Source organism: Furfurilactobacillus rossiae DSM 15814 (assembly GCF_000428925.1).
Classification (GTDB): domain Bacteria; phylum Bacillota; class Bacilli; order Lactobacillales; family Lactobacillaceae; genus Furfurilactobacillus; species Furfurilactobacillus rossiae.
The window spans coordinates 85,417-100,659 of record NZ_AUAW01000008.1; the positions used below are offsets into that span (position 1 = coordinate 85,417).

The 15,243-nt window shown below is 44.6% G+C and carries 14 protein-coding genes; 7 read left to right on the forward strand and 7 right to left on the reverse strand.

Translation table 11 applies throughout. From position 1 onward, the window contains the following. Positions 1–46 precede the first annotated feature (46 nt). The gene (locus tag G400_RS15715; RefSeq protein WP_017261350.1) at positions 47–634 is read left to right on the forward strand and encodes a helix-turn-helix domain-containing protein; all 588 of its coding nucleotides are present in this window, start codon (positions 47–49) and stop codon (positions 632–634) included. 65 nt (positions 635–699) lie between these two features. On the opposite strand, the gene G400_RS0106800 is transcribed toward G400_RS15715, so the two are convergent. From G400_RS0106800 to G400_RS0106810, 3 genes are all read right to left on the reverse strand, one after another. Then, positions 700–3,828, reverse strand: a complete 3,129-nt coding sequence (locus G400_RS0106800; RefSeq protein ID WP_017261351.1) for an AAA family ATPase — start codon at positions 3,826–3,828, stop codon at positions 700–702. 1 nt (position 3,829) lies between these two features. Beyond that, the gene (locus G400_RS0106805; protein WP_017261352.1) at positions 3,830–4,945 is read right to left on the reverse strand and encodes an exonuclease SbcCD subunit D; all 1,116 of its coding nucleotides are present in this window, start codon (positions 4,943–4,945) and stop codon (positions 3,830–3,832) included. Positions 4,946–5,137: 192 nt separating this feature from the next. Beyond that, positions 5,138–6,172, reverse strand: coding sequence for an SDR family oxidoreductase (locus G400_RS0106810; protein WP_017261353.1), 1,035 nt, complete (start codon positions 6,170–6,172; stop codon positions 5,138–5,140). 114 nt (positions 6,173–6,286) lie between these two features. Between G400_RS0106810 and G400_RS0106815 the strand changes: the two genes are divergently transcribed. After that, positions 6,287–6,844: a TetR/AcrR family transcriptional regulator gene (locus tag G400_RS0106815; RefSeq protein ID WP_017261354.1), complete on the forward strand. Its 558-nt coding sequence runs from the start codon at positions 6,287–6,289 to the stop codon at positions 6,842–6,844. Between the two features lie 385 nt (positions 6,845–7,229). Here G400_RS0106815 and G400_RS0106820 read toward each other — a convergent pair whose 3' ends face one another. Then, positions 7,230–8,183 carry an aldo/keto reductase gene (locus G400_RS0106820; protein ID WP_017261355.1) on the reverse strand — a complete coding sequence of 318 codons (954 nt, stop codon included), beginning with the start codon at positions 8,181–8,183 and terminating at the stop codon, positions 7,230–7,232. 350 nt (positions 8,184–8,533) lie between these two features. On the opposite strand from G400_RS0106820, the gene G400_RS14695 reads away from it, so the two are divergent. The 5 genes from G400_RS14695 (at position 8,534) to G400_RS0106845 (ending at position 11,928) form a co-directional block, all read left to right on the forward strand. Then, positions 8,534–8,956: a MarR family winged helix-turn-helix transcriptional regulator gene (locus tag G400_RS14695; RefSeq protein WP_017261356.1), complete on the forward strand. Its 423-nt coding sequence runs from the start codon at positions 8,534–8,536 to the stop codon at positions 8,954–8,956. Positions 8,957–8,973: 17 nt separating this feature from the next. Beyond that, positions 8,974–9,555, forward strand: a complete 582-nt coding sequence (locus G400_RS0106830) for a hypothetical protein (RefSeq protein ID WP_017261357.1) — start codon at positions 8,974–8,976, stop codon at positions 9,553–9,555. 66 nt (positions 9,556–9,621) lie between these two features. Next, the gene (locus G400_RS0106835; protein ID WP_017261358.1) at positions 9,622–9,834 is read left to right on the forward strand and encodes a hypothetical protein; all 213 of its coding nucleotides are present in this window, start codon (positions 9,622–9,624) and stop codon (positions 9,832–9,834) included. A 56-nt stretch (positions 9,835–9,890) separates the two neighbouring features. Further along, a complete protein-coding gene (locus tag G400_RS14700; RefSeq protein WP_049973571.1) occupies positions 9,891–11,315 on the forward strand; it encodes an MFS transporter in 1,425 nt (474 codons plus the stop codon). 28 nt (positions 11,316–11,343) lie between these two features. Beyond that, complete coding sequence (locus G400_RS0106845; protein WP_017261360.1) at positions 11,344–11,928, forward strand: hypothetical protein; 585 nt, start codon at positions 11,344–11,346, stop codon at positions 11,926–11,928. A gap of 140 nt (positions 11,929–12,068) precedes the next feature. Here the strand turns inward: G400_RS0106845 and G400_RS0106850 are convergent, their stop codons facing one another. The 3 genes from G400_RS0106850 to G400_RS0106860 all read right to left on the reverse strand — a co-directional run bounded on the left by G400_RS0106850 (position 12,069) and on the right by G400_RS0106860 (position 15,199). Beyond that, positions 12,069–12,872 carry a MetQ/NlpA family ABC transporter substrate-binding protein gene (locus G400_RS0106850; protein ID WP_017261361.1) on the reverse strand — a complete coding sequence of 268 codons (804 nt, stop codon included), beginning with the start codon at positions 12,870–12,872 and terminating at the stop codon, positions 12,069–12,071. A 421-nt stretch (positions 12,873–13,293) separates the two neighbouring features. Then, complete coding sequence (locus G400_RS0106855) at positions 13,294–14,658, reverse strand: MFS transporter (protein WP_017261362.1); 1,365 nt, start codon at positions 14,656–14,658, stop codon at positions 13,294–13,296. Next, positions 14,651–15,199 (reverse strand): PadR family transcriptional regulator, encoded by a 549-nt coding sequence (locus tag G400_RS0106860; protein WP_017261363.1) that lies wholly within the window; start codon positions 15,197–15,199, stop codon positions 14,651–14,653. Before G400_RS0106860 ends, G400_RS0106855 begins: the two co-directional genes overlap by 8 nt. Positions 15,200–15,243: the final 44 nt, after the last annotated feature.

Below are 15,243 nucleotides of genomic sequence, written 5' to 3' on the forward strand. Positions count from 1 at the left end.
TACTCTTTACACTTGGGTCATAGGAGAAATTGAGGGGGCGAAGCGTATGAAAATCAGTCAACAAATCAAGCAACAACGTGAACAACGACATTGGTCACAAGCTGATCTGGCTAAACGTTTGAATATTTCGCGTGAATCTATTTCGAAATGGGAAAGTGACACTGCGTTACCAAGTTTCACGAATGTCATTAAGCTCGGTGAACTTTTTGATTTATCATTAGATGATTTAATTAAGGGCGACGACAAGCTGATTCACAACTTTGAGTCACACGAGCCAGAACCGTTATCAAGACTAAGCAAATTTGTTCTTAGTGTGACAGGCCTATCAATTGTTGGGTACTTGATTGGCTTGGCACTGCACATGTCTGCTAGTAACCTTCGTGATTGGTTAGAATTGCCTTTCATCATTACATTGATTTGGCTCCTTTGTACAATCAACTGGACACAAATGAATCGAATCTTGTCAAAGAAAACGTTAATAATCGGCGGACTCTGTTTAACATTTCTGCTTATTCCGAGCATAACGCAGTCTATTCATGATATGATTTCAGGAATGTGGGCTGGTATCATGCAAAGTGAAAAAGATGGTTATCTAGGCGTAATCCTTCTTTTTAAATCAATTTTCTTCAAATAGAATTCAAAAAATCGATCAATTTTCTCAAATTGGTCGATTTTTTATTTCCCAGGAAATATCTTTAACTACAGTTCATGCTGATACTTAATCGTGCTCTGCCCATTCGCTAACGAAACAACCTGCAGTTGATCCGGAATTTGTTCCTGCATTTCTGTCACGTGGCTGATAATACCAATCATCCGATTATTACCTTCAATGGTCTGTAAAGCTTCCATCGCCATCTGCAAAGCCTCGCCATCCAGTGAACCAAAGCCTTCATCCACAAAGAGTGCTTCAATTGTGATTCCGCCCGCTTCGCTTTGAATGACTTCGCCTAGCGCTAAGGCCAGTGACAATGCTGCGATAAAACTTTCGCCGCCCGACAAGGTATGCACGCTACGGACTTTGCCAGCCTGATCGTCAAATACGTTGATCTCTAACCCAGTATCTGTGGCCCGCGAACCAGCCGACGTATCCAAACGGAATTGATAGCGTCTATTCGTCAGTACGGCCAGTCGCACATTGGCCACTGTCAGCACTTTTTGAAGATAAGTTTGTAAAATATACCGTTCCAAACTCAGATGCATATCGCTTCTACCAGTAGCAGTGTCAGCTAACTCAGCCATTTCGGCCAATTGCTGTTGTGCTTCACGGCTTTCACCCATTAACGTCTTCATCTTGGTCGCCACATCTTCATTACTTTGAACCACCTGTTGAAAGTCATAGAATGCTTGCTGGGCAGTCCGTTGCTTTTCAGTCTGTACTTCACGGGCTTTGACAGTTTCTTCCACATTTGGCCTGGTTTGGTCACCAATTTGTTTCGTCAGTGTCTCAACTTGCGCAGTAGCACGACTTTTATCTGTTAAGAAACGTTGATGAACTTTTCTTTGCTCATCAAGTTCATCAACTTCATTTGCCAATTGATTAAACGCTTCCAGTTCCACAACGGGACGCCGTTTATTTAATGCCTCATCAAATGTCTGCTGGGCGGCCGTGGCAGTCTTGTGCTGTTCAGCTTGATTCTGAGTCAGACTCGTTACCTGAGTTTGTAATTGTGTAACGTTCTGTTGTGCCTTATTTTGGTCATCCTGTTGTTTGGTCGTCTGCTCTATATAAGCCTGACTCGCCTGTTCAACTTGCTTAATATGCGCATCTAAGGAAGCTAAATCTTTGAATTGGTCTGGAAGATCATGACGACGGTCTTCAAGTTGTGCCGTCACGGTAGTCAATTCCGTTTGCACATGTTGTACCTTTTTGTTGGCCTCATCACGCTGGGCAGTCAACGTTTCTAACTGCGGTTTGATGACGGATAATTGTTGCTGGAGTTGCGTACGGTGTTCCAGGGCATCGTTCAGTTGTTGAACCATGTTAGCTAACTGTTGCCTAAATTGTGACAATACATCGCGGGCATTATCAGTAACCACTGACTGGTTCGTTAGCTGATCAATACGTTTAGCCCAACTTAACTCGTTTTCCTCATAAGCAGACTGATCCTTTTCTTGCGCTGCCTTTAATTCATTGAGCTGTCCTGTAACATTAGCGACACGCTGATTTATGTCTTGTCGCTGTTTATCCGCTTCCTTCAGTTCATCTTCGGTTACAGCTGTGACTGTTGCTACCGCAACCTTAGGATGCTCTGTAGAACCACATACAGGACAGGGTTCACCATCTTCCAATTTCGCACTCAAACGCTGAATTTGCCCGACAGTCCAATCGTGATCTAACTGTTGATAACGATCCGCCGTATCTTTTTGCTTGGCGGTCAGTTCAGCCAATTGTTGCGCTGTTTTATCTATTCGTTGATGTCGCATTTGCAACGCGTGTTGTTGTTGATCGAGGTCAGCTTGTTGATCAGTTAACGTTTTTAACGCATGCTGTTGATCTCTAACCGTTAACTGCTTAGCGTCCAATGATTGCAGTGTCGTGAGTTGCTGATCCAGCTGATCGCGTAATTGCTGTTGTTCACTGAGTTGCTTAGCAATTAGCTCAGCGTTTGTTTGAGCTGTCTTTAACTGCTGTTGTTGTGCCACTTGCCGTTTATTCAACGTCGCCACAGTTTCAAACAACGGTCGCACTTGTCTTAGGCGTGTCAGTTCAGATTGCCGTTTGACCTCTTCTGGTTTCTGCGCATTTAATTGTTCGACAACTGCTACAGCGTCAGTCAATGTCTGTTGAGCGGTGGTCAAACTAGTCTTAGTCGAGGTCAGTCGTTCCGTGGTCCGCATTTCCTGTTGTTTCGTTTCTACTGCCTTTTCTCGCAGTGGCACAGTTTGTTGAACCCACTCCAACTGTTTGATGTGCGCAGTTAGTTTTTCTATATCAGCCGTCTGCTGATTGAGCTTGGTCAGTGCCAATTGCGCTTGCTCACGTTGGTTAAAGACAGCTAACAAACTTTCTTCTGTTTTAACCTGGGTCGTCAATTGGCTCAACCGGGCTGATTCCTTGTCATTTACTTGCCGCCTGCGTGCTAACTCCGGCTTCATCGCTTCATTTTGCTGAATCAGAGCGGCCAAAATGTCTGTTGCCGGCGCATCGGCGACTGGGACTTCTGTGTCATCTTGCCACTTAATCATTTTTGCATACGTCGCCAATTGCGTACTCTGATCTTTTGAGGCCTGACGCATCGCTTTTAGCTGATCATTTAAATTGTTGGCCCAGCGTTTGTATAAATCGGTCCCAAACAAATCGGCCAACAAAGCTTCCTTATCATTACTGTTTGCCTCAAGAAAATGTCTGAACTGGCCCTGAGGCAACAAGACGATCTGAGTAAATTGTGCCGGCGTCAGATGGAGTAAATCAAATAGTTTCTGATCCACTGTTCCGCGTTTCGTCCAGCTTTGTTCTTTGCCATCGCGATCAGTAACGGTCAGATCTACGCTGGCAACTTGTTCAGTTGTCCCCGTGCCACGCTTTTTAGCAAGCGTCTGCTTAGGTTTGCGATTGATCACATATTGTTGCCCGTGATGTTCAAAAATGAATGTTACAAACGTCTCTTCCGTTTGGTCAGCAAAGTCCGAGCGCATTTCATCGGGATTGCGGTCACCACCAGATGAACGGCCAAACAGCGCAAAACACATCGCATCAAAAATGGTTGTTTTACCGCTACCCGTCTTGCCACTAATCAGAAATAGTGGTGCGTCGTTAAAATCTTCAAAATCAATTGTTTGGTCCTTATAGGGCCCGAAATTTACTAAGCGAATTCGTAATGGTCGCATGTTAATCCTCGTGTTCAGCTTCCTGCAGGCCTTGTTCAGCCCACTTCTGTTGTTGCTCGCTCATTTCGTCATCATTGACGTGCTCAAAGAACTTTCCAAACAACGCCATTGGTGCCAAGGTTGGGTCCACCGTTTGGACAGTCGGTAGCTCATCGCGGCCGTTCTGTCGATCCAAACTAACGATTCGTGGATAAACCTGACGCAAGCGATTCATTACATCTGGAATGATGGCCTTGTCTGTCAATGTCACGCCATAATAGGCATCGCGGTCTAGCTTGTCATACGTTTCCGGATCGGTTAATTCTTCGAAAGAACCCGTTAAGTTAACGACATCCCGTAATGGCTTAATTGGTACATACGTTGTTGTTCCGGCATCTGTATCCACAATCCAAACGCCTTTTTGCTCGTCAGCCTCGGACAGTGAAAACTTGACGGGTGAGCCGCTGTATTTAATCTTGTCGTCAGTTAGCGCTCGATGATTGTGTAAATGCCCAAGTGCAACATAATCAAATGCACCCAACAAATCCAGTGGCACCGCATTAAGCCCACCAACAACGACTTTCGTTTCAGAGTCCGTTTGACTACTGCCCGCGGCAAAGAAATGCGCGATTAGGACGTGTTTCATCCCTGCCTTAAACGCTTTTTGTTGACGATTTACGACCAATGTCATCGCTTGTTCAACCGTCTTAATGCTATCGTCTTCAAACACGTTTCGAGCCTGCCACGGTTCAAAATAAGGCAACAAGAAAAACTGCGTATTGCCCAGTTCAACTGGCTCGAATGCATCCGCCAACTCGGTATTTAAGAAATAATTGGTTTGGGCATACCACTCACTGCCGACATGCAAACGTGTGGCACTATCATGATTTCCGCTAATTGCCAAAACCGGAAAATGATTAGTCAAATTTAAATCAATCAACATATGATTCAGTTGTTTGACACTATCTTCGCTGGGCAATGATCGGTCATATAAATCGCCTGCAACAACGACCGCATCGACTTTATTTGCTAACGCAATTTGTAAAATTTGTTGATACGCATCGTCCTGTTCTTCATGTAAATCAAAACCATGCAACTTTTTACCAATATGCCAGTCAGCCGTGTGCAAAAATTTCATAATGGTCTCCTATTTTCCGAGTTAATCGTGTGCTACAAGTTTACACCCAAGCTCAAATATCGTGGAACAGTCTTTTTACGTCGAGTAATTTAGGTTCTTACACATTTACATACGCATTTTGATAGCGCAATGTTTGCCAGACTAAAAAAAGACAAAATCTTATCCGGATTCCGTCTTTCACTGCTATTTAAATTAAGCTTTCACAATTCCCAAATCAATCATTGACTGTGCAGTGGCAATAATTGCCTCACGTGCTGAACGTGGATGCCAGCCCAACATGGTGACTGCCTTTTCGTTACTTGTCTCGGCATACTGTCCAACTAGTAGCGCCACCATTTTCAACATCGGATTAGTCAGTGCAGCAGCTTTCACCAGTGCGTTTGGCGTTGTCTTCGTTGGTAGCTTTGACGCAAATTGTGGGAACGCCTCCCGTAAAATATTGGCAACATCCAACATCGACAATGTTTCACCCGTCGTTGCTAAGAAACGTTCACCCGCGGCTTTAGGTGATGTCATCGCCAAAATATGCAGACTAGCGACATCACGAACATCAACATAACCGGAATCAACCTTTGGTACAGCTTTGATTTTACCTTCTAATAAATCTTGAATTTGAATGTTTGAATGTGAGTAATCTGAGGACAACACGGGACCCATAACACCAACTGGGTTAACCGTGGCCAGTTCCATCCCATTACCTTCACTGTTAATAAAATTCCACGCCGCGTGTTCAGACATTGTCTTAGACTTTTGGTAAGGATGAATATTCTTGGCCGACAAATCTGTCCAATCCTTTTCGGTGTATGGCGTGGTTCGGTTCTTGTGACCGGCAAAAATCGCACCATAAGCAGAGGTCAATACAAAACGTTTGACCCCAGCATCACGTGAGGCACGCATAACGCGAAGCACGCCATCCACGGCCGGACGAATCATTTCGTCTTCATTTTTAAAGTTTAATGTTGGCGTTGGTGATGCGGGATGGATCACATAGGTTGCACCCTTTACAGCCTCGGCCCAACCATCATCATTCGTGAGATCCGCTTCAACAATCGCCAAGTCGCTAAAATCCGCCACACCACCCTTTGCTAACATTTCATGGATTAAGTCTGTCTTCTTCATTGATCGAACAGTTGTCCGAACCGCATAACCCTGCTGCAATAATTGCAAAATAATATGAACAGCGATAAAACCGCTACCACCTGTAACAACAACTAATTTCTTATCCATTTTTGAATTCCTCCGCTTACGTTATACTTGTAACATCTGTAGAAGAATTGTAGAGTGTTTCTTATAGCTAAACAAGCCAAAAACGGGCATCTGTGACAGAATAGGAGAATTGTAATGGCAGCCACCAAACATGCGCAACAAATCAAACAGGACTCGCAAGAATATCTCACCACAGCTTTACTACAACTGTTGGAAACTAAAGACCTAGCTGAGATTACTATCGCTCAGGTCGTCCGCCGAGCCGGCGTCAGTCGCATGGCATTCTACCGAAACTTTGAGACACTAGCGGATGTTCTGATCGCGTATTTTAAACCGCAGATTGACGCACGCTTTAATGACATTATGACCAACACGCCACAGGATCAGAAAATTGCAGCATTAGGAAAATTTTTTACGGACATGACTGATACTTTTAATCTGGCTGCCAAACGTGGATTTGAACCCATTATTCAAACTGTGTTCAACGAAAACATGGCCACTTTCTATAAGGAGACCATCAATTGGAAGGATATCAGCGTTGCCCAACAAACCTACTGGGTTAAGTTCATGAGCGCTGGTGTCTACGCAATTTGGCGTGAATGGCTGAGTAACGGACAAAGGGAGTCTATAGAAACAATTCATGAAATCCTAGCAAAGTTTCAACAATCAACGTTGGCGGCCCTTAAAGAGTAAAAGCCTTTCTATGTCGTCCAAGGATGTCAATCAATGATCATCCTAATGATTGCTTTTCCATAACAACGCTAGTATTATCACATTGAAATTGAAATGCGTCGTCAAACCCCCATCATTATTGGCGAATGATGGGGGTTTATTTTGCGCTTATTGATATAACGCTATCCTGTCTCTGACCGTTATGTGACGCACCCATTTCTATGTATCTAAAACGCGCTCACTCCCCATAGAATCCGTGCTGTCCTTGCTACTACATATCCAAAACGCGATCCTGACCCCGAATCCTGTGCATAACAAGAAATCGCCATCGCACAAGCCAACAACGCTTGTACAATGACGATTTCCCGTTATTGCTCGGATTCAAAAACGGGCCAGTCACGCTCTCCTATGGCAAATCATTTCCCGCCGCAAAGTACACGTCGTACCATTCCTGCTTAGTGAGATCGATGTCGGCACCTCTTGCACTATCAATAATGTGCGCAGGTGTCATTGTACCTAACAACACTTGCATGTTAGCTGGGTGACGTAAAATCCAGGCTGTGGCAATAGCATTCTTAGAAACATCGTACTTTTCAGCCAGTTCTTGTAGTTTGTCATTTAACTCTTTGAACTTATCGTTATTAATGAATGTTCCGTCGAAGAAACCATACTGGAATGGTGACCATGTCTGGACGGTCATATGCTTACGACGTGAATATTCCAACAGGCCGCCATCATGCATCACACTGCGATCATCCGTCATGTTGACATGCAAACCTTCATCGATCATGCCAGAATGCATAATGCTGAACTGTAACTGGTTAATGAGCAAACGTTGACTCGTCGCTGCTTGCAACATTTCAATTTGTTCAGGATTGAAGTTTGATACACCAAAATGACGCACCTTACCAGACGCCTGCAGTTCATCGAAAGCAGCTGCCACTTCGTCAGGCTCCATCAGTGGATCTGGCCGGTGCAACAGAAAGGCATCTAAATAATCAATGCCCATCCGTTCCAAGATACCATCAACTGATTCAATCAAGTGCTGCTTTGAAAAATCATAACGTTGGCCAAACACAAAACTGCCATGACTGCGAGCAGGATCAAAAATAATCCCACCCTTCGATTGAATATAGAGCTGATCACGTTTGACAGATGACTTAGCTAAGGCCTGTTTGAAGACCTTTTCAGAATTGCCCATCCCGTAAATATCAGCAGAATCAATGTAATTGATGCCAGCGTCAAACGCACTGTCTAGCGTTTTAGCAGCATCGTCAGCGGATAATGCTTCCATTCGCATGATTCCCAATGCGACAGCGGATGCCTTAAAGTCGGTACCGCCAATGTTGCGTTGTTTCATAGTTTTTCCTCCAAATCAAAAGTTGTTGTGTACTCGCCTTAACTATAAAACTAACAATGGGGGTGCGGTCAAGTGGTTACCCCTACTGTGAAACTTTTAAATCAACAAACCAATTTCAACGCCATAATCAACCTTGTTAAAAACAGCACCGGCTAGCTATCCAAATAGAAAACCGTCAGAAGCTGTCCCATCAGGGCGTGATGAATCATTAACTGACTTAATAAGTAAACTGAACATCGCCAAATACAAAAAGATTTGTATTTGCGAAGTTTTTGATATTTACTTGCTTGCGCAAATAAATCTTTGGTCTTATAATTCTAGACACTAAAAAGGTAAGGAAGGTGAAACCAATGCTGGCAACAGATGACGGGATTTTAGCACAACTCAATATCGTTTCTCGTAAGTTGCAAATGCAGTTAAATAATGAACTCATGCCACTTCAACTAACCGCCAGTAACTACTATTTCCTCTTAAAACTGAACTTGGTAGGACAAATGACACAGGATCAGTTATTTCACCAAATTTATCTCAGTCCAAGCAACGTGACGCGTCGTTTGGATGAACTGATCCGGCTGGGACTAGTCAAAAAGACACGGGCCACAGATGATAAGCGATCCTGGAATATCAGTTTGACCAACAAAGGCACTCGTTTGATTCCAGCTCTTAAACATGTGTTAGCCCACATTAATCAGGAAAGTTTAGGCGCCCTATCTGCAGCACAGGTGGACGCGTTTACAGAGTCCTTAGTCCAAATTGCCGTCAGTTTAACGTAATTAAGGAGGCATACCTGATGACAAAATTTGTTGATATTCACCATGAACCAAACAAGATGTTGACGTTACCAGATGATTTCGTGGAAGTTGCCCGTGATTTGCGGCCACGCAACCACAAAACGGTAACAGTAATTCGTTATCAACGAGCTGGCAAAATCATCCCCAACAATGCCCACGTCACCGTTATCTTCGGCAACGATGGTCGGCTACTAAGCTACAACAACTTTAGTATCGATAGTGACGCACCGTTGCCACGCGGCGAAGAAGCATTACAGATTGCACAGCAAACGTTTGAATCGATTGATCCGAACTTTGCTCGCCATCTGCGCTTCATGCGCATTGATAAGCAAACACGAACCTTCACAGACGGTGGCCGAACCGTTCAAACACCAATTCTCTGGGTCAAATTCTCACACCGCAATGGCTCATATAACTGGGTTTCTGTAGGACCTGGCGGACAAATCGTTGAAGTCGAGCGCGACTCCCGCTGGAACTACCTGCTCTCCCGCCGTTCAACCGAAGAGTGGAATTTTGACGACTGGGTTCTGGTTCGTGAGGGCAAACGTCGGCAATTACCGGCACCACAGCCATTGGGATAGCACCGTCTGCCCTACTCCGCTCACTATTTTCCGTTTGAAACCACACAATTCCGAGGAGGCTTCATCATGTTAAACGAAGACAAGTACGATTATGACGTTGAACGTTTAGGCCAATTACGCGATGAACTGCAACGTCTCGAAGACAACGATTACGTCACTGCTTACTACAAGGGCTACAGCTCAGAGGGTCTAACGCTGGATGAAGTTCGGGACACCATCAAGGATCTCGAGCAACAGATTCGCCAACTGGAACGTGAACTCGATGAAGACGGCGAATAAACACCTTCCCCCATTCACTTTACGCAATCCTGTTTAAAAAAGGTGAAAGAAAGGAAGTGGAATCGTTGCTTAAAAGATGGCTTATTTTAAGTATTCTTGGCTCATTCTTCTTCATGGTCATCATTGACGGTAGCATCGTTAGCATCGCCATTCCGACCATTGCAAGAGATTTGAGCGTCTCAACAAACGCAACAACGACAATTATTGGCATTTACCTCATCACCATCAGTGCGTTGTTACTATTTTTCGGTCAACTTGGCGATCAGCTCGGTCGACCATTCATCTTTGAAATTGGCACCGCACTGTTCCTGATTGGCTCAGGACTGGCAGGTTTTGGAATCAACTTACCGTTTGTCCTCTTCGGTCGCTTTGTTCAGGCTGTAGGTGCCAGTATGACGATGGCTAACAGCTATGCCATCGTAACGGATACTTTCCCACCACAGTATCTGGGACGTGCACTTGGCATTGAAGCTTTGTTCATCTCATTAGGATCACTTGCGGGACCAGGGTTAGGCGGACTCATTTTGGCCTTCCTCCCCTGGGGTTACATTTTCTGGATCAACGTTCCGCTGGGTATTATCTGCCTCCTTGCCGAATGGTTTATCTTTCCACGACCTGGCAAACTTTCCAGGCCAAATGTAGATTGGTTGGGCGTCGGTGACTTGATCATCCTGGCCATTTCTTTCTTCGTTGCATCCAGTGTCATCATGACCCATCCGCTGTGGGCCACTATTGGCCTGATCATCTTCTTTGCGATGATCGCTGTGTTCGTCTATCACGAGCGTCGGGCAGCGCGTCCATTATTAAATCTCAACCTGCTTAAAAACAACGCGTTTACGCAAAACGTTGTTGCCGCATTGATCAGCTTTGTTGTCGGTTACTTCTTCACATTGTTGGCACCAATCTACCTGCAAATCGTGTTGAAGTATTCCAGTCAAGTCAGTGGTTTGCTACTAATGGCCTCACCGATTGTCGCTTTAGTAGCAAACCCTATTGCCGGCACACTAACGGATAAATTCAACAAACAGCGTGTTATGGCTGCTGGCTTAATCATCCTTCTGCTGGCTCAGATTGGCCTAGTGCTCAGCAATGGTCATGTTGAACCAATCGTCTTCATCGGTGTTTCAGCACTGATCGCTATCGGCACGGCTGTCTTCGGCACACCAAACAACACGCTGATCATGCAAAGTGTCTCAACCGCCGACCGTGGGATGGCAGGATCGATTAACTCATTAATGCGTGAATTCGGACTCGTGTTGGGAACTACGCTTTCAACACTAACCTTCTATGTTCACCTTTCGTTTGATGCAGGTCATCGAACAACCACAGCTATCGGTCAGTCTGCAGCTAATATTATTGCCGCACAACGAACCGCCTATCTGTTTGGCTTATTGCTCTTAGCTGGCGCGGGGATCATTGTGTTCAATCGTGCACGCAAACGGACGATTGCTAAAAACGCCAATCTCGCTCATCAACACTAATATCTCTTTAAAATTGGAGGAGTTCCTTATGACAAAGTATTTGAACGTTAACGGCAAAGAAAACCGCAACCTTGTTATTCCAGATGATTTTGTCGCAGTTAGCCGTGAACAGCACCCTCGTAATGGCGAACAGGTAACCGTCGTTCGCTACCAAAAGGAAGGTCCAGTAGTTCTCAATAACGCTCACGTAACGGTTATTTACGGTAGCGACAATCGCCTCATCAGTTACAACAACTTCAGTTTCGAAGAACCAGGCAACTTGCCAAGGAGTCAACAAGCAATCAACCTTGCGACTCAGGTCTTTCAATCCATTGATTCAGCCTACGCTCATCAACTGAGCTTCATGCGCATTGACCAAGAAACGCGCACCTTCACCAATGATGCTGGTCAACTCGTAACCACACCGATTCTGTGGGTCAAGTTCGCTCATCACAACGGTTCCTATAATTGGGTCTCAATTGGACCAAACAACGAAATTGTTGAAATCGAACGTGAATCACGCTGGGACTTCGGTCAATGGCGTCGTGGAACAGAAGAGTGGAACCTTGATGACTGGGTCTTAGCTCGCGAAGGCAAAGGACCACAGCTTAAGGCACCATCTGCACTCGCCTAAAAGAGCTGTCTGTTTCACGTGTAACATTTTTTGATCTGCTTAGACATTAAATACCCCTGAATGAATCTCGAATCGGATTCATCCAGGGGTATTTTTGTGTCTGATGAAGTTCTCAGATGCTCGTTAATTTAGCATTAATTCTACCAAGCCGATAACGTATTTCCTTTGTAGTACTTCTTCAAATTCTGCTTAGTTGCCTCCGTCTGGTAGGCCTTCACGATCTTTTTGTACGTTGCGTTGTTCTTATCTTTCTTCAAGGTTGAAATAACATTGATGTACTGACCACCTGTCTTTAAGTGTTCAGCATACAGAGCATCCTTAAGTGACAGCTTAGCAGCCGAAGCGTAGTTACCATTGACGACTGCAGCATCCGCACTGGATAGAGAACGCGCTGTTTGTGCCGCATCAACAGTTGTAAACTTTAAGCCCAATCGATTCTCAGTGACGTCCTTAGTTGTTGGCAAGCTAGCCTTGTTCAGTTTGATAAATCCAGCCCGTTTCAAAAGCACTAATGCCCGTGTTTCGTTAGCCGCGTCATTCGGAATCGCAATCTGCGCACCACGTTTGATTTCTGACAATTTCTTCAACTTATTAGAATACAGCGCTAATGGTTGAAAATAGGTATTCCCAATAGCAACGATGTTAGTGTGATGTGCTTTGTTCCACGCATCTTGGAAGTTTAAACTTTGAAACGCATTAATGTCTACGCTGTGGTCTGACAGTGCCGCATTCGGCTGAGTATAATCGGTAAAGTTCACAATCTTTAAGGTAATGTGATCCTTCTTCTCAGTCTCTTTGCCAACGGCCTTCCAAATAGCTGCATCCTGGTCGCCCACAACACCGACCTTTACCGTTTTATTACTACTCTTTCCACAGCCTGCTAATGTTAATGCTAATCCAAAAGTGATTCCTAATGCTGCTAATAAACGTCCCGTTTTTTTCATATTGAACCTCTCCCTATCAAATCAAATTCACGGCGGTTAACTAAACAAATAATCGACAGTTTTAAAATTGAACACAAAAATAAGCGCTCCCTAAGTCCACCACTTAAGAAGCGCTCGCGCACGATACCATTCTTGTTTCACCAAGACTTGCATCTTGATGCTTACTAGCCATTTTCATGGCGTGCACAATAATGAGTGCCGGTCATTGCCACCTGTCCTTGCGGTTCGGTGACACCAATCACAGGCCATTTTCATATTGTGCCCTGCGACCCCGTTTCAGCTAAAGAGGCTCTCTAAGCGCTGGCAATCAACATTACTTTCCTGATCAATTCGTTTTGTTGTTTGATTGACAAAAATATACGCCCGTTATCATTAAAAGTCAATGAGAAAAAATAATCTACTGAAAGTAACTCGTTTAAAACTAAATCGTACTTTCACCAATATTTCGACTGACCGTCGTTAACTCAAACATTGGCCACAACATGAGCAATCCTAAGAAAACAAAACCAAACTGGTAAGCATGTCCCAACGTCATTGTTTGACTGAGAACGGAGACGATCACTGTAATTAAGGACACACCTAATCCTTGCGCTAAGGTCATAATCACGGCCGTTAACGTGTTCGCACTGTTACGTTCAGCCAACGGCACATCGGCAAATGTCAGCCCATTGTAGGCAGTTAACGCTAAGGAACGCCCAACCCCGGAGATAAACGCCAACAATGCGATTATCCATGGCCATGTTGATATCGTAATCAGTGCCAAACAGAACGAACTAACCATCACCATCAAGAAGGCGCTAAAGAGTGCGCCACGATATTTTAGCGTTTTGATAATCACCGTCGTGAAGGGTTTTATGCCAATATTTCCCAAAAAAATAAAAATCACAAAACCTGATGCTTTAACCGGTGACCACTGAAAAATCGTTTGCAAATAGACCGTCATTAAGTATGGCATGGCCCCGACTGATAACCACAAAACGCTATCGCCCGTTTGTGTGAACCGAAATGATTCAATTCGTAGTGATGAAACGGAAAACAAAGGATTTTCGACTTTGCGTAAGTGAAAGTAGGAAAAGACTAACATCCCCGCGCCAATGACCACCATCAGTGTTGCTAATAGCCATTCCGAACGACCATGAGTCGCTAATTCTGCCCCAGCTAAAATTAATCCTGATGCAATTGCGATCTCAACAAAACCGATAACGTCAAACTGGCGATGTTCTGCTGATTGCTTATCTTGATCAATCAGCAAAATCCCAATCAAAATAATAATAATTCCCATCGGTAAATTAATCAGAAAAATCCAGCGCCAGTTCCACCATGTCACGATCAAACCACCGATTAGCGGAGCAATCGCTGGCGCAATCAAGGCCGGCCATACTAAGTAACTCGTCATTCGCAACAATTGTGACGGGACCGTCTTTTCCAACACGATCAGTCGAGCCGTTGGTGTCATCATTGCGCCTGACATTCCCTGAATCACCCGCATCCCCAGCAGAATCGCAAACGTAGGCGCCAGCGCACTGCCTAACGAACTCAGCGTAAATAGGCCAACGGCCAATAACCACATGCGTTTCTTGCCAAACCGATCAGCGAGCCACCCACTTAACGGAATAAAAATCGCAACGGTAATTAGGTAAATACTCACTAGTAGTGCGACGGTGGCTGAGCCAGTCCGAAAATATTTCGCCATACTCGGCAACGCCGTGGTGACAATCGTTCCATCCATGATTTCCATGAAGAGGCTCGCCGCCATTAATAACGCAATTTTGATTTCTTTAGTCATTCGACTGAAAGCCCCCGTTCTTCTCCAGTGCTACTTTAAAGCCTTGGATCCACTGCTCTGTCACCTGCGCTTGGCGGAGACGTAACTGCATCTTCTGTGCCGCATACCAGTGATCCTTGTGCTCATGCTTCTTTAAGTGCTCCAGTTCCGTTTGACAGTCACCCACAATGGCAACCTGCTCATTCATATATTGATCCAGCATGCTCTGTTGGTCGGTCAATGGCAGATGCTGCATTGAATCCAGTTTAATTTGAAAAATATCATCCGTGTGGGCACCTTCAGGAACTGGTTCATACATCAATTTCAAGAATCGCGTTTCACCTTTCTTGGTGATGGCTGCCAATCTTGTCGACCGTTTGTCATCGCCTTGAACCGTTAGCGTAATGTAGCCCTCTTTTTCCAAACGTTCAAACAATGGATAGATGACACCAAAGCTAATCTTTCGGTGACGACCAAGTGAAACCTGCATTGATTGACGCAAACGATAAGCAGTTTTAGGGTTCTCCATCAGTTCGCCCAAAATATATAATTCATTCATCATTTTAGAATTTGCCGTCCCTTTATATCTTTTAGATGCAAATAATA